General features: G+C 64.0%; 18 protein-coding genes. 10 read left to right on the top strand and 8 right to left on the bottom strand.

The features are described 5' to 3' along the window. The 4 genes from pgeF to phaR form a co-directional block, all read left to right on the top strand. A partial coding sequence (gene pgeF / locus ACTJGZ_RS11565; RefSeq protein WP_441663075.1) for a peptidoglycan editing factor PgeF occupies window positions 1-714 on the top strand: 714 nt, incomplete at its 5' end. Between the two features lie 161 nt (window positions 715-875). Then, window positions 876-2435, top strand: a complete 1560-nt coding sequence (locus ACTJGZ_RS11560; RefSeq protein WP_441663074.1) for a PHA/PHB synthase family protein — start codon at window positions 876-878, stop codon at window positions 2433-2435. Window positions 2436-2635: 200 nt separating this feature from the next. Beyond that, window positions 2636-3373 (top strand): acetoacetyl-CoA reductase, encoded by a 738-nt coding sequence (gene phbB / locus ACTJGZ_RS11555; RefSeq protein ID WP_441663073.1) that lies wholly within the window; start codon window positions 2636-2638, stop codon window positions 3371-3373. Window positions 3374-3438: 65 nt separating this feature from the next. Then, on the top strand, window positions 3439-4002 hold the full coding sequence (phaR, locus tag ACTJGZ_RS11550; protein ID WP_441663072.1) for a polyhydroxyalkanoate synthesis repressor PhaR: 564 nt from the start codon (window positions 3439-3441) through the stop codon (window positions 4000-4002). Between the two features lie 132 nt (window positions 4003-4134). Here the strand turns inward: phaR and fnr are convergent, their stop codons facing one another. From fnr to ACTJGZ_RS11530, 4 genes are all read right to left on the bottom strand, one after another. Next, complete coding sequence (gene fnr, locus ACTJGZ_RS11545; protein WP_441663071.1) at window positions 4135-4869, bottom strand: fumarate/nitrate reduction transcriptional regulator Fnr; 735 nt, start codon at window positions 4867-4869, stop codon at window positions 4135-4137. A 202-nt stretch (window positions 4870-5071) separates the two neighbouring features. Continuing rightward, window positions 5072-6988 (bottom strand): PhoH family protein, encoded by a 1917-nt coding sequence (locus ACTJGZ_RS11540; RefSeq protein ID WP_441663070.1) that lies wholly within the window; start codon window positions 6986-6988, stop codon window positions 5072-5074. Window positions 6989-7071: 83 nt separating this feature from the next. Beyond that, entirely contained in the window at window positions 7072-7539 is a 468-nt protein-coding gene (locus tag ACTJGZ_RS11535; RefSeq protein WP_441663069.1) for a peroxiredoxin, read from the bottom strand. Further along, window positions 7536-7997: an Mth938-like domain-containing protein gene (locus ACTJGZ_RS11530; protein WP_441663068.1), complete on the bottom strand. Its 462-nt coding sequence runs from the start codon at window positions 7995-7997 to the stop codon at window positions 7536-7538. The genes ACTJGZ_RS11535 and ACTJGZ_RS11530 overlap by 4 nt, the downstream gene beginning before the upstream one ends. A 286-nt stretch (window positions 7998-8283) precedes the next feature. On the opposite strand from ACTJGZ_RS11530, the gene ACTJGZ_RS11525 reads away from it, so the two are divergent. Together ACTJGZ_RS11525 and ACTJGZ_RS11520 are read left to right on the top strand one after the other, a co-directional pair. Beyond that, window positions 8284-9189: a DMT family transporter gene (locus ACTJGZ_RS11525; RefSeq protein ID WP_441663067.1), complete on the top strand. Its 906-nt coding sequence runs from the start codon at window positions 8284-8286 to the stop codon at window positions 9187-9189. 308 nt (window positions 9190-9497) lie between these two features. Continuing rightward, on the top strand, window positions 9498-10262 hold the full coding sequence (locus ACTJGZ_RS11520) for a murein L,D-transpeptidase catalytic domain family protein (RefSeq protein ID WP_441663066.1): 765 nt from the start codon (window positions 9498-9500) through the stop codon (window positions 10260-10262). A gap of 84 nt (window positions 10263-10346) precedes the next feature. Here ACTJGZ_RS11520 and ACTJGZ_RS11515 read toward each other — a convergent pair whose 3' ends face one another. Continuing rightward, window positions 10347-11393 carry a L,D-transpeptidase gene (locus ACTJGZ_RS11515; RefSeq protein WP_441663065.1) on the bottom strand — a complete coding sequence of 349 codons (1047 nt, stop codon included), beginning with the start codon at window positions 11391-11393 and terminating at the stop codon, window positions 10347-10349. A 481-nt stretch (window positions 11394-11874) separates the two neighbouring features. On the opposite strand from ACTJGZ_RS11515, the gene ACTJGZ_RS11510 reads away from it, so the two are divergent. Further along, window positions 11875-13176, top strand: coding sequence for a homoserine dehydrogenase (locus ACTJGZ_RS11510; protein ID WP_441663064.1), 1302 nt, complete (start codon window positions 11875-11877; stop codon window positions 13174-13176). After that, window positions 13173-14582, top strand: a complete 1410-nt coding sequence (thrC, locus tag ACTJGZ_RS11505) for a threonine synthase (RefSeq protein WP_441663063.1) — start codon at window positions 13173-13175, stop codon at window positions 14580-14582. The genes ACTJGZ_RS11510 and thrC overlap by 4 nt, the downstream gene beginning before the upstream one ends. Window positions 14583-14710: 128 nt before the next feature. On the opposite strand, the gene hpnE is transcribed toward thrC, so the two are convergent. From hpnE to hpnC, 3 genes are read right to left on the bottom strand one after another with little or no spacing between them, the layout of a single operon-like run. Next, window positions 14711-16144 (bottom strand): hydroxysqualene dehydroxylase HpnE, encoded by a 1434-nt coding sequence (gene hpnE, locus ACTJGZ_RS11500; RefSeq protein WP_441663062.1) that lies wholly within the window; start codon window positions 16142-16144, stop codon window positions 14711-14713. After that, a complete protein-coding gene (gene hpnD / locus ACTJGZ_RS11495) occupies window positions 16141-17013 on the bottom strand; it encodes a presqualene diphosphate synthase HpnD (RefSeq protein ID WP_441663061.1) in 873 nt (290 codons plus the stop codon). The genes hpnE and hpnD overlap by 4 nt, the downstream gene beginning before the upstream one ends. Next, a complete protein-coding gene (gene hpnC, locus ACTJGZ_RS11490) occupies window positions 17010-17837 on the bottom strand; it encodes a squalene synthase HpnC (protein ID WP_441663060.1) in 828 nt (275 codons plus the stop codon). The genes hpnD and hpnC overlap by 4 nt, the downstream gene beginning before the upstream one ends. Window positions 17838-18023: 186 nt before the next feature. On the opposite strand from hpnC, the gene fghA reads away from it, so the two are divergent. Further along, the gene (gene fghA / locus ACTJGZ_RS11485) at window positions 18024-18884 is read left to right on the top strand and encodes an S-formylglutathione hydrolase (RefSeq protein WP_441663059.1); all 861 of its coding nucleotides are present in this window, start codon (window positions 18024-18026) and stop codon (window positions 18882-18884) included. Between the two features lie 279 nt (window positions 18885-19163). Next, window positions 19164-19849: alanine racemase (locus ACTJGZ_RS11480; RefSeq protein WP_441663058.1), on the top strand; the 686-nt coding region annotated here is incomplete at its 3' end.

The following is a 19849-nucleotide window of genomic DNA, read 5'->3' as shown; positions in this document are numbered from 1 at the left end:
GCGGCCTTTACGACAACGCGTCAGGGCGGCAGCAGTCTGGCGCCTTTCGACAGCCTGAATCTGGGCCGCTCGGCAGGGGATGACGCCCAGGCCGTGATGCGCAACCGCAACCGCCTGGCCGCAGCGCTGCCGGGGGCGCCAGTCTGGCTGCGGCAGGTGCATGGCATCCGCGTGCATGATGCCGATGCCGAAGGCGGGGCGCTGCCTGCGGGCGAAGAACCGGAAGCGGACGCCGTGGTGACGGCGCAGGCGCGCCGCGTGCTGGCGATTCTGACGGCGGATTGCCTGCCGGTCGTGATTGCCGAGGCGCATGGCAAGGCCCTGGGCGCCGCGCATGCCGGCTGGCGCGGTTTGGCGGCGGGTGTGCTGGAAGCCACGCTGGAGGCCTTGCGGCAGAAATGTCCGGACCCTGTCGGCTGGCGCGCCTGGATCGGGCCGGCAATCGGGCCGGCGGTCTTTGAAGTGGGGGAAGAGGTCAGGCAGGCTTTTGTCAGCGCCGATGCAGTGGCGGCAGAAGCCTTTCAGCCGCGTCCCGGCGTCGCGGGCAAATGGCTGGCGGATCTGCCCGCCCTGGCCGAACGCCGGCTGCGCCTGGCCGGTGTCGAAGTCGTCGCGCAAAGCGGCGAATGTACGTTCAACGATGCTCAGGCCTTTTTTTCCTATCGCCGTGACGGCATGACCGGCCGTCTTGCGACCTTGGCCTGGCTGCCCTGAGTTTGCCGGCAGAGATTTGCTGCGTTGCCGCATTGACAGCCCTGGCGGGCGCAGGCAACATCAGATAAGTAGCAAGTAGATAGGGAGTGGATGTGGGCGGAACGAAGGCAGTAGTGTCAGATTCAATACCGGTTTTCTGTCCGCCCGAGGCGTGGCAGCTTATGCAGCAGGAATTCACGGATGCCTACCGGCAACTGCTGCAGGCCTGGCAAACAGGGTCCTTGCCCGCCTTGCGGGATCGGCGTTTCAGCGCCGCCGCCTGGGCCGAAAGCCAGCAGCACCTGTTGCTGGCGCACCTTCATGTCCTGGCGGAGCAGACACTGGCGCGCATGGCGCGCTCTGTCGAGGTGTCGGCCGAGGCGCGGGAGCGGCTGGAGTTCAGCCTGATGCAATGGCTGGAAGCCAGCGCGCCATCGAACTTCCTGGCGCTCAACCCCGATGTCATCCGCCGCGCCAGCGAAAGCGCCGGGGCGAGTCTGAACCGCGGCGTGGAAAACCTGCTGGCCGATATGCGGCGCGGCCGCATGCTGCAAAGTGACGAAAGCGCCTTCGAGCTGGGGCGCAACCTGGGCGTCAGCCCGGGCGCGGTGGTTTACGAAAACGCGCTGTTTCAGCTGATCCAGTATGAACCGCTGACGCCCAAGGTCTATGCCAGGCCGCTGGTCATTGTGCCGCCTTGCATCAATAAGTTTTATATCCTGGATTTGCGCCCGGAAAATTCATTGGTCCGCCATGCGGTGCAGGCTGGCCATACCGTTTTCATGGTGTCCTGGCGCAACCCCCAGCCAGAGGATGCCGACGCCGACTTGCTGGCGCAGGCAAGTTGGGACGACTACGTCGAGGATGGCGTGTTGCGCGCGCTGGCCGTGGCAGCGGATATCAGCCGCCAGCCGCAGGTGAATGCGCTGGGTTTCTGTATCGGCGGCACCTTGCTGGGCGCCGCCCTGGCGGTAGCAGCCGCGCGCGGCCAGCAGCCGGTTGCCGCGATGACCTTGCTCACTACCATGCTGAATTTCCGGGATGTCGGCGTGCTGAAGGTGTTCGTCGATGAAGCGCATGCGGCGCTGCGCGATGCCTCATTGGGGCAGGGCGGGCTGCTGCGGGCGTCGGAACTGTCCACGACTTTTGCTTTTTTGCGGCCGCGCGAACTGGTGTGGTCGTATTTTGTCTCGAATTATTTGAAGGGCGATACGCCGCCGCCGTTTGATCTGCTCTATTGGAACGCGGACGGGACGAATCTGCCCGGCCCCTTCTTTACCTGGTATTTCCGCCAGGCGTATCTGGAAAACCGCTTGTGCGTGCCTGGCGCGCTGGAAGTGTGCGGCGAATCCCTGGACCTGGGCCTGATTGATGTGCCGGCGTATGTCTATGCGTCGCGTGATGACCATATCGTGCCCTGGCAGACGGCTTACGCCAGTCTGGAAGTGCTGCGCGGCCCGACCCGTTTTGTGCTGGGGTCTTCGGGGCATATTGCGGGCGTGGTCAATCCGCCAGCCAGCAGCCGGCGGCAGCATTGGACTCTTGAGAACGGCCAGCATGCCGACCCTGAGGCCTGGCTGCAGGCGGCCCAGCAGCAGCCGGGCAGCTGGTGGCCGGATTGGCTGGCCTGGCTGGCGCCTTATGGCGGCCGCGAGCGCAAGGCGCCGCAGAAATTCGGCAATGCCCGCTATCAGCCGCTGGAACCGGCGCCTGGCCGCTATGTCGCGGTGAAGGCGGAGTAAGCCGGGCTAAGGCGCCAGCACGCCGGATCACGCAGGATCTCGCAGGCAGAAATGACAACAGGACACCTGCGGCAATATCGCGGCCAGGCATGGAGCAGGGGCATGCAAGTACCGATATCGCCGCTGCCGGTTTTCCGGCAAGATGAACCGTCAGGGACGCTAGGTGTCACATAAAAGCAGGGAATAAGAGGAGAGACAATATGAGTCAGAAAGTTGCGTATGTCACTGGCGGAATGGGCGGCATAGGAACGGCGATTTGCCGCCGTCTGGCGCGTGACGGCTATGTCGTGGTCGCCGGTTGCGGCCCCGGCCGGGATTGGCGCCAGTGGCTTGATGAGCAGCAGGCCGACGGTTTTCAGTTCCATGCGTCGGTCGGCAATGTGGCCGATTGGGATTCGACGGTGGCCGCATTTGAAAAAGTCCGGGCCGAGCTCGGGCCAGTCAGCATCCTGGTGAATAATGCGGGCATTACCCGCGATGGCGTCTTTCGCAAACTGAGCCGCGAAGACTGGATGGCGGTCATCAATACCAACCTGAACAGCCTGTTCAACGTGACCAAGCAGGTCATTGAAGACATGGTGGGCAGCGGCTGGGGCCGCATCGTCAATATCAGTTCGGTCAATGGCCAGAAAGGCCAGTTTGGCCAAACCAACTATTCCACTGCTAAAGCCGGGCTGCATGGGTTTACCATGGCACTGGCTCAGGAAGTGGCCAGCAAGGGGGTGACGGTGAACACGGTTTCCCCCGGTTATATCGGTACTGAAATGGTGCGCGCCATCCGTTCCGACGTGCTGGAAAAAATCGTCGGGACCATTCCCGTGCGCCGCCTGGGAACACCGGAAGAAATTGCTTCCATGGTTTCCTGGATTGCCTCGCCCGATGCGGGTTTTGCCACCGGGGCGGATTTTTCCGTCAACGGCGGCCTGCATATGGGGTAAGGAAACCGCCGTCCGGCGCCCCTTGTTCCGGGCGCCGCTGCAAATGATGTTTTATCGGGATTGCCATGACTCAAGCCAAGCCAGCCGAGGCGGCGCAACGCCTCATCAAGAAATACCCCAATCGCCGTCTGTATGACACGCGAACCAGCACCTACATCACCCTGGCTGACGTCAAGCAATTGGTCATTGCTAGTGAGCTCTTTCAGGTGGTGGATGCCAAAACTGGCGAAGACCTGACGCGCAGCATTCTGCTCCAGATCATTCTGGAAGAGGAAAGCGGCGGGATGCCGATGTTTTCGGCGCCGGTGCTGTCGCAGATCATCCGCTTTTATGGCCATGCCATGCAGGGCATCATGGGTTCGTACCTGGAAAAGAACTTGCAGGCATTCATGGAGATCCAGGAGCGCATGGCCGAACAGTCGCAAGGGCTGTATGGCAAGCAATTCGGCCCGGAAGTCTGGGCCCAGTTCATGAATGTGCAGGCGCCCATGGTGCAGAGCATGATGAATAACTACATCGAACAGAGCAAGAATCTGTTCGTGCAGATGCAGGGCCAGATGCAGGATCAGGCGCGCAATCTGTTTTCGTCCTTTCCGTTCCCGCCAGGGGGCAAGGACGAGCAGCGCTAGGCTCGGCGGCCTGGTGCCATGCAAAAAAACAGGGCAGCGAAACGCTGCCCTGTTTTTTCTTGCCCTGGCGCTTGTCGCGGCGCCAGTGAATAGTGCCAGTGAATGAGGCCAGTGAAGCGGGCCGGAAAAAGCTCAGGCCGCGTCTTTTTCTTTTTCGATCAGCTTATGCAGCTTGTCTTTGTCGAGCAACTGCACCTGGCGCTGGTTGACGCGTATCAGCTCTTCGCGCGCGAAACGCGAAAACAGCCGGCTGACGGTTTCAAGCGTGAGGCCCAGATAATTGCCGATTTCCTCGCGGCTCATGCGCATGACGAATTCGGTCGAGGAATAGCCCAGCGCCGACAGGCGCGTGGACAGATTGAGCAGGAAGGCGGCCAGGCGCTGTTCGGCACGCATGGAGCCCAGCGCCATGAGCATCTGGTGCGAGCGGGTGATTTCGCGGCTCATCAGGCGCAGTACCTGTTGCTGCAGGCTGGGCAGGTGGCGCGCCAGATTGTCCAGGTCTTCCAGGCGGATAACACAGACTTCCGCATCTTCAAGCGCGACGGCGGTCGAAACATGATGGCCTTCCACCATGCCGTCCAGGCCGACAATTTCGCCAGGCAAATGAAAGCCCGTGATCTGGAATTGCCCCTGGGCATTTTCGATCTGGGTTTTGAGCGTGCCGATACGCACGCTGTATATGGCTGTCAGCGGCTCGTGCAGGGTGTAGAGCGGCTGGCCTTTTTCGATACGCAGACGTTCTTTGATCAGGCCATCTAGCTTGGCGACTTCATGGGTATTCATGCCGATCGGCAGGCAGACATGCCCCAGCATGCAACTGGAACAGTGCACGGCTTCAGATGGCAGGAGGACTCGTTTGGCCATGGATGGATGTGAATTCCGTGAGAAAGGCGGCAGCAGGCATACCGTCAAGCCCGGGCAGGGAGCCGAACAAATGTTTGATATTTGCCTGGAAACTGCCCGATGATTTCAAAGGATTGTAATTGACTTTGCTCAATAAGACGCAAAATGGCCGGCTGCCCCTGGTGACAGGAGCAGCCGGCCAGGGCCGCCGGGCACGCGTGAGTTAGAGCACGTCGCCTGCGTAATCCGCCAGGCGCGAGCGTTCGCCGCGTTGCAGGGTGATGTGCCCGGCATGCGGCCAGCCCTTGAAACGATCCACCACATAGGTCAGGCCGGAGCTGCCTTCGGTCAGGTATGGGGTGTCGATCTGGGCAATGTTGCCCAGGCACACCACCTTGGTGCCGGGGCCGGCGCGGGTAACCAGGGTTTTCATCTGCTTGGGCGTCAGGTTTTGCGCTTCGTCGATGATGAGGTACTTGTTGAGGAAGGTGCGGCCGCGCATGAAGTTCAGCGATTTGACCTTGATGTGGGAGCGGATCAGATCCAGCGTGGCGTTCTGATTCCAGTCGCCACCGTTGGTGCCGCTGGTCGAATGCAGCACTTCCAGGTTGTCGTCCAGCGCCCCCATCCAGGGCTGCATTTTTTCTTCTTCGGTGCCAGGCAGGAAGCCGATGTCATCGCCGACAGGCACGGTGATGCGCGTCATGATGATCTCGGTATAGCGCTTGGTTTCCAGCACCTGGGCCAGGCCCGCCGCCAGGGCTAGCAGCGTCTTGCCCGTCCCTGCCTGGCCCAGCAGCGATACGAAGTCGCAATCCGGGTCCATCAGCAGGTTCAGCGCGAAGTTCTGTTCGCGGTTGCGCGCGGTAATGCCCCAGACATTGTTCTTGCCATGGGAGTGGTCGCGCAGCGTCGCCAGCACGGCTGTCTTGCCGCTGACTTCCTTGACGCGGGCATGCAGCGGCAGGGCGCCATCCAGGAAGACGAACTGGTTGACGGTGAACTGGCTGCACAGCGGGCCATGAACGCGGTAATAGGTGGTGCCCGCCTGCTGCCAGGATTCGATGTCCTTGCCGTGCTTGTTCCAGAAGTTCTCGGGCAGTTGCAGCAGGCCCGTATAGAGCAGGTCGGAATCTTCCAGTACCTGGTCATTGAAATAGTCTTCCGCGTACAGCCCCAGCGCGCGCGCCTTCAGGCGCATATTGACATCCTTGGACACGAGCACGACAGGCTGTTCCGGGCGGCTGTCCTGCAGGGCCTTGAGGACGCCGAGGATCTGGTTGTCGGCCTTGGCCGCGGGCAGCGACGGGGGCAGGGCGCCTTCCATGGAGGTGGTCTGGATCAGCAGCATGCCGCTGGCATCCTTGTTGCCCAGCGCGCTAAGGGCCATGCCCTGAGTGATGTCGGGCGTCACATCCATCAGGCCGTCCAGTGAGCGGCTGACCTGGCGGGCGTTGCGGGCGACTTCCGACATGCCCTTTTTGTGGTGGTCCAGTTCCTCCAGCGTCATCATGGGCAGATAGACGTCATGTTCCTGGAAGCGGAACAGACTGCTGGGGTCGTGCAGCAGCACGTTGGTGTCCAGAACGAACAGTTTGCGCGGCTCGTCGGCAACGTGGCGGCCGCGGCGGCGCGAGCGGGGGGCGGCTGCTGCCGTCACAGCAGGCGCTGCAGGCGGGCTGACCTTGTCCTTGGCGGCTGTTGCGGCTGCAGGCTGCGCAGCCGGTTGCGGTGCGGGGGCAGCGCTTGTTCTGGCCCTTGCGTCGGTGCTGGCGCGGGTATTCGCCCCGGTGTCGGTGCTGGTGCCAGTGCTGGTTTTAGCGGCGGTTTTTTGGGGCGCCGCCTTGGTAGCGGTCTGAGGCGCTGCGGGGCGGGCCTCGCCGGAGGCCGTCTTGGGCGCGGCGGCCGGATGGCGGCTGGCAGCAGCTGCCGCGGCAGCCTGAGCTGCAGGCGCTGCGGCCTGGGTCTGGGCCTGGGCCGCCAGCGGGGTGACGTCGGTTTCCTGTGTCTCGGCCACGGGAGCAGGCGGCGCTATCGCGGCGATAGGCTCTACCTTGCGGGGCGCGGGCCTATGGGTCGGTGCTTTGGCTGGGGCATCGAGAATCGTGGCGGGACGGACTGGCAGCTTGGGAAGAGGCATGAACAGTTGGCTCCGGAAAAGGCGCGCTGGGAAACGGTCAGTGGGTCCCGGCACAAGGCCGGGAGAGCGAACGGCGCAGCGCTTCAGCCTGTGCTTTGCGCTGCCTGTAGGACTTCATTGATATGCCCGGGAACCTTCACGCCGCGCCAGGCTTGCACAAGCTTGCCGGTTGCGTCTATCAGGAAGGTGCTGCGTTCGATGCCGCGTACCTGGCGGCCATACATGTTCTTCATCTTGATGACGCCGAACAGCTGGCACAAGGTTTCGTCCGGATCGGAAATCAGCGGGAAGGGCAGTTCATGTTTGCCGGCGAAGTTCTCATGGGAACGCAGGCTATCGCGCGAGACACCGAAGACCAGGCAGCCGGCTTTGAGAAACGCCGCATAGCCGTCACGGAAATCGCAGCTTTCCGTGGTACAGCCGGGGGTATTGTCCTTGGGGTAGAAATACAGGACGACCGCCCGGCCGGCGCACTCGGCCAGACTGATGGGGCCGATGGTGCTTTCCGCGGTGAAGGGCGGGACGAGATGCCCAATCTGGATTTCACTCATGCTTGCAGGTCTCCGGTAGGAAGCAGCGCAACGACGACACGCCGGCCTTCTGCCATCAAAATGTTGTAGGTGCGTGCGGCTGCCTGCGTCCCCATGACTTCGACGCCGACGCCGGCGCGCAGCAGCGGCCATAGCAGCGCATGCGAGAGCAGGCGCTGGCGCATGCCGGTGCCGATCAATAGGACTTCAGGGGAATCCGGTGAGCGCCGCGGCACGGCGTCCTGCTCCGGTTCGTCGAGGAAGGCGAGGGGGTCGGCTGCCGGGTCTGCCAGCCGCGCGGCCTGGCGCAGATGCGGGGCCGCAATGTCTTCCGGGCGGGAGACCGGCCATTGGACGATTTCACCCTCTGGGCCGAACACGACCGCGTGGGTATAGCGAACCTGGTTGATTTCGATATAGTCGTCGCCATAGGCGGTGACTGTGTTGAGGGAAGTAGCGGGATCGGAATGCAGTTTCAAGCAAGGACTCCGTAGAGGGCGCCGCCAGGCCGGGCAACCGGCAGGTGGCCAGGCGGTACAGCGCCCGGTGTCATTCTTGTACCGATAATAGCGCAAACGCGCCTTCGGGTTCGAGCCTCAATGCGCGGGTGTGTGACGAGTCGCCACAAGCCAGCCGGTCCGAACGCGGCAAGCACGGCGCCGCAGCAGGAAACGAGCATGGACACATTGTGTCATTTGGGGCCGGGAGGGGGGATGGGCGGGCGTATGATCCCTTCCGAGACTTCTTTCTTTGCGATACCTATCTATGGAATTTGCCTGGCTCTGGATCCCCGCCACGATTGCTGCCGCTGCCTTTCAGGCGGGGCGTAACGCTGCCCAGCGCAGCCTGACCGGCACCCTGGGCACGCTAGGGGCCACGCAGGTGCGTTTTCTCTTCGGCTTTCCGTTTGCGCTCTTGTTTCTGGCGGTTGTGTTGGCCTGGGAGGGGCGCCCGGCGCCGGACGTGAATCTGGCATTCCTTGGCTACATCCTGGCTGGCGCCCTCACGCAGATTGCCGCGACGGCCTTTATGCTGGCCGCCATGAAAGAGCGGGCTTTTGTGACCGTGACCGCCTGGATCAAGACGGAGCCCATTCAGGTGGCCTTGTTCGGCATGGCTGTCCTGGGGGATCCGATGAGCTGGCTGGGCATGGGGGCGATCCTGCTGGCGTCGGTGGGCGTGATCCTGATGTCGCGGATCTCGGTGGGCGCCATGGCGGGCGGCGGCTCCTTGCGGCCCATCTTCCTGGGCCTGTTTTCAGGATCCATGTTTGCCATTTCCGTCATTTTCTTCCGCGGCGCCATTCTGCAGATCGGTTCGGGGTCGTTTGTCCTGGATTCCACCTGGGCGCTGGTCTGGTCGCTCGGTGTGCAGGTGCTGCTGCTCATGGCCTGGATGCTGCTGTTTGACCGCAAGCTGCTGGTCGCCTGCGCCCGGGCATGGTTGCCGTCCATCCCTGGCGGATTTCTGGGGGCCTCGGCGTCGCAGTGCTGGTTTCTGGCCTTTGCCTTGACCAGCGCGGCGAATGTGCGGACCTTGGGGCTGATCGAAGTGTTGTTCGCGCAGATGATTTCGCGCAGCTTCTTCGCGCAAACGCCCAGCCGGCGTGAAATGGCAGGCATCGTGCTGATTGTGGCGGGTGTGGCGCTGCTGGTGAGCCAGGCCAGCTGACGCCGCTGGCCCGCTGCTTCTGCGCAGCGGGCCCTCTAGCGGTAAATGTAAAAATTGCGGCAGCCAGGCATCCCTGATGGCAGTAGGGGATTTATCGCCGGGCGCTTGCAGTACACTCGGCTGGAGAGATCGGTCGTTCAGTTGTTTCTGATGAAGCAAGCTATCAAGCGTCTGCCGCTGGCGCGGCCGATGAGCGGCTGTTGATCCCGGGCCTTGCTGGGCCTGTTCATACGAGGGTGCGCGCGCCTGCCGGATGGTCGCATGGCGGGCTGCCGCTGTCTTTTTGTTTTTGATTGGCGCAGGTTCCGATGAATCAGCCTATTTTCGACGGTAAGAGCCGCCGGGCCGCGTTGCGCGGCATGGCCGGCATGTTGGGGGCGCTGGCCCTGCCCGCCTGGGCGGCACGGCGCAGGGATGACGAGGCCTTGTCGCGTTTGGCAGGGGTCAGCGCCAGCGCGGATGCCCGCCTGATGGCCGCCGCGCTTTCGGCGCAGGCGCCCGGCCTGTCCAGCCAGGCGCTGGTGCTGGCGGTGCAGGCGCTGGAAAATGCGCGCCGCGAATCCTTGTTGCAGACTGCGCCGCGTTCATTGGCGGTCATAGATTTCAGCCTGCCATCGACGCAGAAGCGGCTTTGGATTTTTGATCTGGAAAGCAAGGCGCTGTTGTTCGAGGAGTGGGTGGCCCATGGCCGCAAGACGGGCGACAACATGGCCGAGCACTTTTCCAATGTCCATGAAAGCCATATGTCCAGCCTGGGCGCATTTCAGGCCGGGGCAACCTATACCGGCAAAAACGGTTATTCGTTGCGGCTGCATGGGTTGGAGCCAGGCTTCAATGACCAGGCCTTTGCGCGTGCCATCGTGATTCATGGCGCGCCCTATGTCAGCCAGGATATCATCCGCGCCCAGGGCCGCCTGGGCCGCAGCTGGGGCTGCCCGGCCGTGCGCAGCGAGGTGACGCGGCCCTTGATCAACACGCTGGCCGATCATGCCTTTCTGTTCAGTTTCTACCCTGACCGCCAGTGGCTGAGCCAATCGGCGCTGGTGGGCGGCCGGGTGCGCTGGCTGGCTTGAGCACGGGCTTGACGCAGGCAGTGGCGGGTCAGGCGCGCGCCGCCGGCCTGTCTGGCTGCGCCTGGCTTCAGCAGTCCCCTGGCTTCAGTAGTCCGATTCCAGGATGCGCGCAGGCGGGGCGGCGCCGGGGGCCAGGGGTTCCGGCCGGACGGCAGGCAGGCTGGTGACCAGAATGGTTGTGCCGGGTTTCAGAACATCGTAAAGCTGCTGCATGAATTCCGGCGGCGCCTTGATGCCGTCTTCCAGGGTATTGAGTTCTGGCGGATTGCCCAGCAGCGCGTAGCTGGTCCAGTGATGCCGCTGGCGCTGCGGGTCCAGCGGGCTGGGTTCGTTCAGGATTTCCTCGCCCATGACCAGCAGCAAAGTGCCGTCAAAACGGGCTTCCGGTGAGGCAACCAGGGGCGCGGCGCCGATGACGATACCATCGCGCAAGACATAGACCCGCTGTTCCGCCAGGCTGGCCAGAATGCTGACCGGGCCGTTTTCCGGCGCCAGGCTGGGGTCCCAGAATTCGCCGCTTTCAAAACTGGCGACCAGCGCCGCGGGCAGCTGCGCCGGATCACTGGCGACGGGCGCCAGCAAGGCGGGAAAGGCGACCGCTGCTGGATTCATCTTGGCATTGCTGACGACGACAGTATCGCCGCGCCGCGTTTCCGAAAACAGTTTCTGCGCGAATTTATGCGGCAGGCGCACGCAGCCGTGCGACGCCGGATAGCCGGGCAGCGAGCCGCCGTGCAGGGCGATGCCGTCCCAGGTCAGGCGCTGCATGTAGGGCATGGGCGCGTTGTTATACAGGTTGGAGCGGTGATCCTTGGATTTCTGCAGGATGGTGAACACGCCGGTGGGCGTTTCATGTCCTTCCTTGCCGGAACTGATGGTCGAGGCGGCAATGGCGATGCCATTGCGATAGACATAAAGTCGTTGCTCGTCCAGGCTGACCAGCACGATCAGCGGGCCGGCCGGGGCAATTTCCGGATGCCAGTAGAAATCACCGGGGCGCAGCTGCGGTTTGCCCGCGGGCTGGGTGCCGGTGCTGGACGCTGCGGCAAAAACACTGGCGGGCAACAGGGAAACCAGGCCCAGCGCAGCGGCTTGGGTGAGCAGTTGACGGCGGTGCGGTAGTTTGTCCATGGCAGCAAGCCTAGCATGAGGCAAAAGGATGTTGGAGGCCGGTCTGTATCAGACTATGATGCCGGGCCGCGACAGTGTGGCTGGGGATTGTGCGCCGGCGGACGGCGGCGTGGCCGGTTCATTTGCCGCGCAGGCGTCCATGCGCTAGATTAATGGATTCGGCATGCGCGGCGTCGTAAAATCCGCCATCCGGTTTTCTTCCCGATTTTGCCGCTAACTTCCGTTTCCATGCATTCTTCCCGGCCGATCCCGGAAAATGCCCCTGCGACCGGCCTGCCTTGTGCGGGAAACAGCGGGCGATCGCATGACGACGCGGGAAAGACTGGCGCGGCAGCCCGCAAAGGGCGCCGGCAGAGCAGGAAGAGGCGGGGGCTGGCAGTGCCCGAGGTTTTGATGTCAGTGCGCATCCTGGAAGCGAGCAGCGTATCCGCCAGGCCGTACGCGGTATCAAGGAAATGTTTCGCAAGGATGGTCTGTTGAGATGAAACCAATAAAAGTCGGCCTGCTGGGCCTGGGAGTGGTGGGCGGCGGCGTCTGGGATGTTCTGCGCCGCAATGGCGAGGAAATCTCGCGCCGCGCAGGGCGCCGCATTGAGGTGGCAGCGATTGCCGTGCGCGATGTCGCCAAGGCGCGCGCCCGGGTCGATGACGATGTGACCGTCACGGCCGATCCATACGCCGTGGTGCGGGATCCCGCCATTGACATCGTGGTCGAGCTGATCGGTGGCTCCACGCTGACGCGCGAACTGGTGCTGGAAGCCATTGCCCAGGGCAAGCATGTCGTCACGGCCAACAAGGCTTTGCTGGCGGTGCATGGCAACGAAATTTTCGCGGCCGCCTCCAAGCGTGGCGTGATGGTGACCTTCGAGGCTGCCGTGGCTGGCGGCATTCCCATCATCAAGGCCATACGCGAAGGCCTGACGGCCAATCGCATCGGCTGGCTGGCAGGGATCATCAACGGCACGACCAATTTCATTTTGTCGGAAATGCGCAGCAAAGGTCTGCCCTTTGCCGCTGTGCTGGCCGAGGCGCAGCGCCTGGGCTATGCCGAAGCCGATCCCACCTTCGACGTTGAGGGCGTGGATGCCGCGCACAAGCTGACCTTGCTGGCGTCGCTGGCCTTCGGCGTGCCGGTGCAGTTCGATAAGGCCCACATCGAAGGCATCAGTCAGCTGGAGCAGGAAGACATTGTGCATGCCGAACGGCTGGGCTACCGCATCAAGCTGTTGGGCGTGACGCGCCGCCGCGCTGACGGTATCGAGCTGCGCGTGCACCCGGCGCTGGTGCCGGCGCAACGTCTGCTGGCCAATGTCGAAGGCGCCATGAATGCCGTGCTGGTGTGGGGCGATGCGGTCGGCGCCACGCTGTACTACGGCCAGGGCGCAGGCGCGGAGCCGACGGCTTCGGCGGTGATTGCGGATCTGGTCGATGTGACGCGCCTGCATACCGCGGATCCGCACAACCGCGTGCCGCATCTGGCGTTCCAGCCTGACGCCTTGTCCGATTTGCCCATTCTGCCGATCAGCGAAGTCCACACGGCTTATTACCTGCGCCTCAAGGTGCAGGACCAGCCGGGCGTGCTGGCTGATATCGCGGGCATTCTGTCGCGCGCCGGCATTTCCATCGGTTCCATGATTCAGGAGCCGGCCGAAGATGGCGCGACGATTATCTTCCTGACGCATGAGGCGGTTGAGCGTCATGTGGATGAGGCCATCGCCAGCATCGAGCAACTGCCTTTCGTGCATTCCCGCGTGACCCGACTGCGCCTGGAAAACCTGAAATGAAATATATCTCTACTCGTGGCGGCATGGCGCCGCAAAGCTTTTCCGACATCCTGCTTGAAGGTCTGGCGCCGGACGGCGGCCTGGCCATTCCCGAGCAGTTGCCGCGCCTGGACGCAGAGACGCTGGAATCCTGGCGCGGCCTGTCCTACCCGGCACTGGCCGTCAAGGTGTTGAGCCTGTTTGCCGATGACATTCCGGCGGCGGACCTGGAACGCCTGGTGCATGCCGCTTATGCGCCTGGCGTGTTCGCCGACGATGAGGTCGTGCCGCTGCGCCCGCTGAGCGAGGGCATTTCCCTGCTGGGCTTGTCCGAAGGGCCGACGCTGGCCTTCAAGGACATGGCCATGCAGTTTCTGGGCCAGGTGTTCGAATATGTGCTGACCCAGCGCGGCACCACGCTCAATATCCTGGGCGCCACCTCTGGCGACACTGGATCGGCCGCGGAATACGCGCTGCGCGGCAAGCGCGGCGTGCAGGTCTTCATGCTGTCGCCGCATGGCCGCATGAGCGCTTTCCAGCGCGCGCAGATGTTCTCGCTGCAAGATGCCAATATTCATAACGTCGCCCTCAAGGGCGTGTTCGATGATTGCCAGGATATTGTCAAGGCGCTGGCTGGCGACCTGGACTTCAAGGCCAAGTACCGCCTGGGCGCCGTGAACTCGATCAACTGGGCGCGTATCGCCGCCCAGGTCGTGTATTACTTCCACGGCTGGCTCAAGGCCACGACCGGCCCGGGCCAGCAGGTGTCCTTCGCCGTGCCGTCGGGCAATTTCGGCAACGTGCTGTCCGGCCATATTGCCCGCAGCATGGGCCTGCCCGTGCGCCGCCTGGTGGTCGCCACCAATGAGAACAACGTGCTGGAAGAATTCTTCCAGACGGGTATCTACCGGCCGCGTGACGCAGTGCATACCTACAAGACGTCTAGCCCGTCCATGGATATCTCGCGGGCGTCGAACTTCGAGCGCTTCATCTTTGATCTGGTGGGCCGCGACGGCGCGCGCGTGGCGGAACTGTGGCGCGAACTGGCCGAGACCGGCCAGTTCGATCTGTCCGCGGAATTGCCGCGCTTCGAAGCGGAGTACGGCTTTGTGGCGGGCGCCAGCTCGCATGGCGATCGTCTGGCGACCATCCGCAGCGTCTTTACCGCCGATGGCCTGATGATAGATCCGCATACGGCGGATGGCCTGCATGTGGGGCGCCAGTTCGTGGAGCCTGGCGTGCCTATGCTGGTGCTGGAAACGGCGCTGCCGGCCAAGTTCTCGGAAACGCTGGAGGAAGCCCTGGGCCGCCGCGCCGCTTTGCCGCCCGCTTTGGCGGATCTGGAAAACCGTCCGCAGCGTGTGGATGTGCTGGAAAATGATGCCCAGGCCGTGCGCCAGTATCTGATGGCCCGCGCCCAGCTGTAAGGGCAGCTAGCGCTGGCACCTTATTGCTGGCACTTCATTGCAGGCGCCTCATTGCTGGCGCTGTATTGCTGACAGAACACCCCCTCGCGCTTGCTGCGCCAGGGGGTGTTTTTTTGCCCGGAGCGGTGTCAGCGGCTGCTGAACAGACGCCGGGCGGCTTCCTGGCCGCTGCGTACCGCGCCCTCCAGAACACCGGGGTAGCCGGTGTCTGTCCAGTCTCCCGCCAGGTACAGGCGCGGCCAAGGGCTGGTGACTGCGGGACGCAGCAGGCCGGGGCGGGCGGCAAAGGTAGCGCGTTTTTCCACGATCAGGGCCTGGGCGCAGCTCGGGGGCGGCGCGGCAAGGCGGGCCGCCGTGTCCTTCGCGGCCTGGTCTGCCACGCGATGGGCTGTACCGTCATGGGCGGCAATGCGCCGCGCCCATTGCGCGCGCCATTGCTGATCCAGGCGCTGGGCCAGGGCATCCCGGCCCGCTTCCAGAAACGGGCCGGCGACGCTGCCGACAATACTGATTTCACCGCTATCGACGCGTCCGGTGAGCCAGGCGCGGTCGAAGATCCAGTGCCCCGGCAGGCGGCCATCCTCGTCGTCGAGCTGCATCATGGGGGCAGGCAGGCGCCAGGCGCTTGCCAGCTTCAGGTTCAGCGTGGCGATGGCCTCGAATTCGAAGCTGTCCAGCGCGTGCAGAAGAGGATCTGCGCCAGGGGTGCCGGGCAGTCCGCGCAGCAGGCGCGCCGCTTGCGGCGGCGGCACGGCCAGGATGACGGCGTCATAGGTCTCGGCATCCGCCTGCGCTGGCGTATCGGCTAGGAGACTGTCCGGGCCCAGCCGCCAGCCGGAATCTGTGGCTTGCAGCGCGCGTATGGTCACGCCAGGGCGCCAATCTATCCGCTGTACTGCCGCATCCGGCCAGAGCGCGCCGAGGTCGCAGGCGGGCAGCAGCAGGTCGCTGGCCTGCCTGGAGCCGGCCATGCCGTCGCGCAGCACCGCGGCAAAGAGCGCGGCGCTGGCGCGAGGCGCCGGGGTGTTCATGGCGGCCAGGCACAAGGGGTGCCAGAGCCGCTGGCGCAAGGCGGCCCCTTGCTGAAAACGCGTGAGCAACTGCGCAACGCTCCAGTCTGCCGGCACTTGCCAGCGCCAGCGCTGCAAGGTCAGCATCAGCCGGATAGCCTGCCAGCGTGAGGCCAGGTTCAAGCCTCGGGCGCTGGCCAGTGCCAGCAGCATGTGCAAAGGGGCGGGGCAGCGGGCGGGCGCGCGCAGTTTGAAATGGCCGTCCAGGCTTTCCAGGTGCAGGGGAGAGCGGCGCAGGCGGGGGTGCTGGCGGGGGCCAGTGTCAGCGGCCTGCAGGCGTGCAATCAGCGCCTGGCTGTCCTGGTAAGCGCCAAGCAGAATATGTTGGCCGTTATCCAGCCCTTCAGGAAAATCGGCGTGTTCGATGCGCCGGGCGCGGCCGCCGGGCCGGGGGGCCGCCTCAAACACGGTCACGCGGCTCAGGCCCGCGTCGCGCAAGGCAATGGCTGCCGCCAGGCCGGCCCAGCCGCCGCCGACGACGGCAACCTTCATGCTGCCGGTTTACCCAGCCGCTGGATCAGCCGTTTGCCGCCGTTCACCCAGGTACTCCAGGCCAGCCAGAGTTTGCGCAGGGGAGTGAGCGAAATCCGCTGATGCAGGACTTGCCAGTTGTCACGTTCCAGTTCTTCCAGCAGCGCGTAGTAAATGGCCGCCATCAGCAGGCCGGGGCGTTGCGCCCGCCGGTCGGCTTCCGGCAGAGCCTGTACGGCTTCGCGGTAAAGCTGGCGCGCGCGGTCTGCTTCGAAACGCATTAGCTGGCGGAATTCCTCGGTTTCATTGCCGTTGAGGATATCCGCAGCGCGCACGCCATGCTGTTGCAGGTCATTCACGGGCAGATAAATGCGGCCGCGCCTGGCGTCGTCGCCGACATCCCGCAGGATATTGGTGAGCTGGAAGGCCAGCCCCAGTTTTTCTGCATAGACCAGCGTGGCCGGGTCGTTGTAGCCGAAGATGCCGGCTGACAGCTCGCCCACGACGCCGGCCGCGTGCCAACAGTATTTGCGCAGCCCGGGCCAGTCCAGGTAGCGGTTCTGGTCCAGATCCATTTCCATGCCGTCGATGACGGCTTCCAGGCGCGCCTGATCTATGCCATAGGCTTGCAGGTGCGGTTGCAGCGCCCGTGTGACAGGGTGCTCAGGCTGGCCCTGATACATGGCGGCCACCTGGGTGCGCCACCATCCCAGCTTGACTCTGGCCAGGCTGGGGTCGCTGACTTCGTCAACGACATCATCGAGCTCGCGGCACAGCGCGTAAAGCGCGATGATGGCGCGGCGCCGTTCCGGCGGCAGGAACAGGAAGGCGTAGTAGAAACTGGAGCCGCTGCGTGCGGCTTTGTCCTGGCAATATTCGTCGGGTGTCATGATGCAAGAGTACGCCAGAACATGAGCATCCAGTCACGGGCGCCCAGAACGGGACGATGGTCGAAAACATTGCCGCGCACGGCATCCACTCGTTCAAGTATACGGAGTCCGCCCTGAATCACCAGCCGCAGTTCCCAGCCGATGCGGCCGCCCAGGCGGCGCGGTAGCGGCGCGCCGCTCAGCAGCAGGCGGCGCGCCCTGGCGGTCTGCGCCGCCATCAGCGCCTGCCAGGCCGGCAGGGCGCGGCAGTCAGGCAGATGGGTGGCGGGCAGGCCATGGGCGGATAATTCTTCCAGGGGAATATAGAGCCGGCCGCGCTGCCAGTCGATGGCCACGTCCTGGCAGAAATTGGTGAGTTGCAGTCCGGTGCAAATGGCATCAGCCTGTTCCAGGCTGCGGCTATCGCCAGTATGGCGGTAGAGGCCCAGCATCAGCCGGCCGACCGGATTGGCCGAGCGTTGACAGTAATCCAGCAGCCCGGCCGCCGCCGCGTAACGATGGGTGCCGACATCCTGCATGAACGCGGACAGCAGGTCATGGCAGGCTTGCCAGGGCAGGGCATGCTCGCGCATGGCCTGGGCCAGCGGAACGAATACCGGGGCCAGGGCAGGGGGAAGCTGCTGCTCCTGCCCCTGCTCACAGGCGTGCAGGGCTTGGGCATAGTCCTGCAACGCGGCCAGCCGTTCGGCGGGCAGGGCCGTGCCTTCATCGGCAATATCGTCGGCGCTGCGCGCGTAGCGGTAAATGGCCTGCACAGCCGGGCGCAAATGGCGCGGCAGCAGCAAGGAAGCGACGGGGAAATTTTCGTAGTGTCCGACAGCCATGGGCAAATACAGAAATGAGGGAAGGCGCGGCAGCGCACTATTGTAATGGTTCGGCTGGGGAATGGTTTGGCTGGTGCGAATGGTTGGGCTGGTGTTTGGCGCAGGGCGGCTGCGGCTGGCCGCCAGGATCGGGAGCGCCGGGCATCTGCGGTACTATCCCGCCGAAGATGAATACCGGAGGAAGTCATGTCTGAGCTGGAACTGCTATCGCAGCATCGCGCCTTTGAGGGCAGCCAACGCTATTATCGCCACGCCTCGGCGGAGATCGGGCTGCCCATGCGTTTTTCGGTTTACCTGCCGCCGCAGGCTGGGCAGCAGGCGGCAAGCCTGCCCGTGCTGTTTTTTCTGGCGGGCCTGACCTGCACGGAAGAGACGTTCATGATCAAGGCGGGGGCGCAGCGCCTGGCGGCGCAGGCCGGGCTGATTCTGGTCACGCCGGATACCAGCCCGCGCGGGGCGGGCACGGCCGGGGAAGACGAGAGCTGGGATTTTGGAACGGGCGCGGGGTTTTACCTGGATGCGACGCAAGCGCCCTGGCGCGAGCATTACCGCATGGACAGCTATATCGTGAAGGAATTGGTGCCGCTGGTGCAGCGCGAGTTCAACGGCGATCCCTCACGCACTGGTATTTTCGGGCATTCCATGGGGGGGCATGGCGCCTTGGTGCTGGCGTTGCGTAATCCGCAGGTCTTCCGTTCGGTGTCGGCGTTTGCGCCGATTGCCGCGCCATCGCAATGCCCCTGGGGCCATAAGGCGCTGGGCGGATATCTGGGCGAAGACCGTGCGGCCTGGGCGAATTACGACGCCACGGCCTTGATGCAGGCAGCTGGCCGCAGCGTGTTTCCGGAAGGGATTTTGATCGACCAGGGGCTGGACGACGGCTTTCTGCAGGAGCAACTGCACCCGCATCTGTTCGAGCAGGCCTGCGCGGCGGCGGGGCAGCCGCTGGTGCTGAACCGGCGGGCGGGCTACGACCATGGCTATTATTTCATCTCCAGCTTTATCGGCGGCCATATTGCTCACCATGCGGATATTCTCAAGGCGTAAGCGTTGAGGCAGGTCTCAGTGTCCGCAGTGAAGCCCTAGCAGTGGAGCTCTGGCAGTGAGGCCCTGCCATGAGGCCCTGCCATGAGGCTTCATGGCAGGTTTTGCGACGCCCGGGATGCCTTTCTGCGTGAGGCCCCGGGTGTGGCCATGATTGAGGTCTTGCCGGGGCGCGGCGTTTTTGGGCGCTGGCGGTTTCTTCCTGCGCGGGGCAGCGTTAGACTAGTACGCTGAGGAACCGGCGGCCGTGCCGGTTGCCGCGCAACTTGTCCAGCCACCATCATGCCTCGCCCTATTTTCGCGAAAATTTCCCTTCCTGCCATGGCCCATAACCTGGGCGCCGTCCGCCAGGTGCTGCGGCAGTCGGTTGCGGCCACCGGCGGCCGTGAGCCGGCTGTCTGGGCGGTCATCAAGGCCAATGCCTATGGCCACGGCATTGAGCGTGCCGTGCAGGGGTTTGCTCAGGCCGATGGCCTGGCGATGCTGGATCTTGAGGAAGCCTTGCGCTGCCGGGCGGCGGGCTGGCAAGGCCCCTTGCTGTTGCTGGAAGGGTTCTTCGAGCCAGCCGACCTCGCGGTGATGGCGCAGCACGGCATTCGCGCCGCGGTGCACAATACCGAGCAGCTGGCCATGCTGGAGCAAACGCCGCTGGCGGCGCCGCTGGATGTCTTCATCAAATTGAATTCCGGCATGAACCGGCTGGGTTTCACGCCCGCGCAATATGAGGCCGCCTGGCAGCGGGCGCAGGCGCTGCGGCATCAGGGCAAGCTGGGAACGGTCGGGCGCATGACGCACTTCGCCCAGGCGGATGGCCCGGCGGGCGTGGCGGCGCAGATGCAGGTGTTCGATCAAGTAGCGGGTGGTTACGATGGCCCGCTCAGTGTCTGTAATTCTGCCGCCGCTTTGCGGTATCCTGCGCTGGCGACGCGCCCGGATGGGCAGCAGCACTGGGTGCGCCCGGGGATCTG

The organism is Kerstersia sp., from assembly GCF_052103615.1.
Taxonomy (GTDB): Bacteria; Pseudomonadota; Gammaproteobacteria; order Burkholderiales; family Burkholderiaceae_B; genus Kerstersia.
The sequence above is the reverse complement of the archived record's forward strand: the minus strand, read 5'-3'. Positions and strand labels throughout refer to the sequence as shown.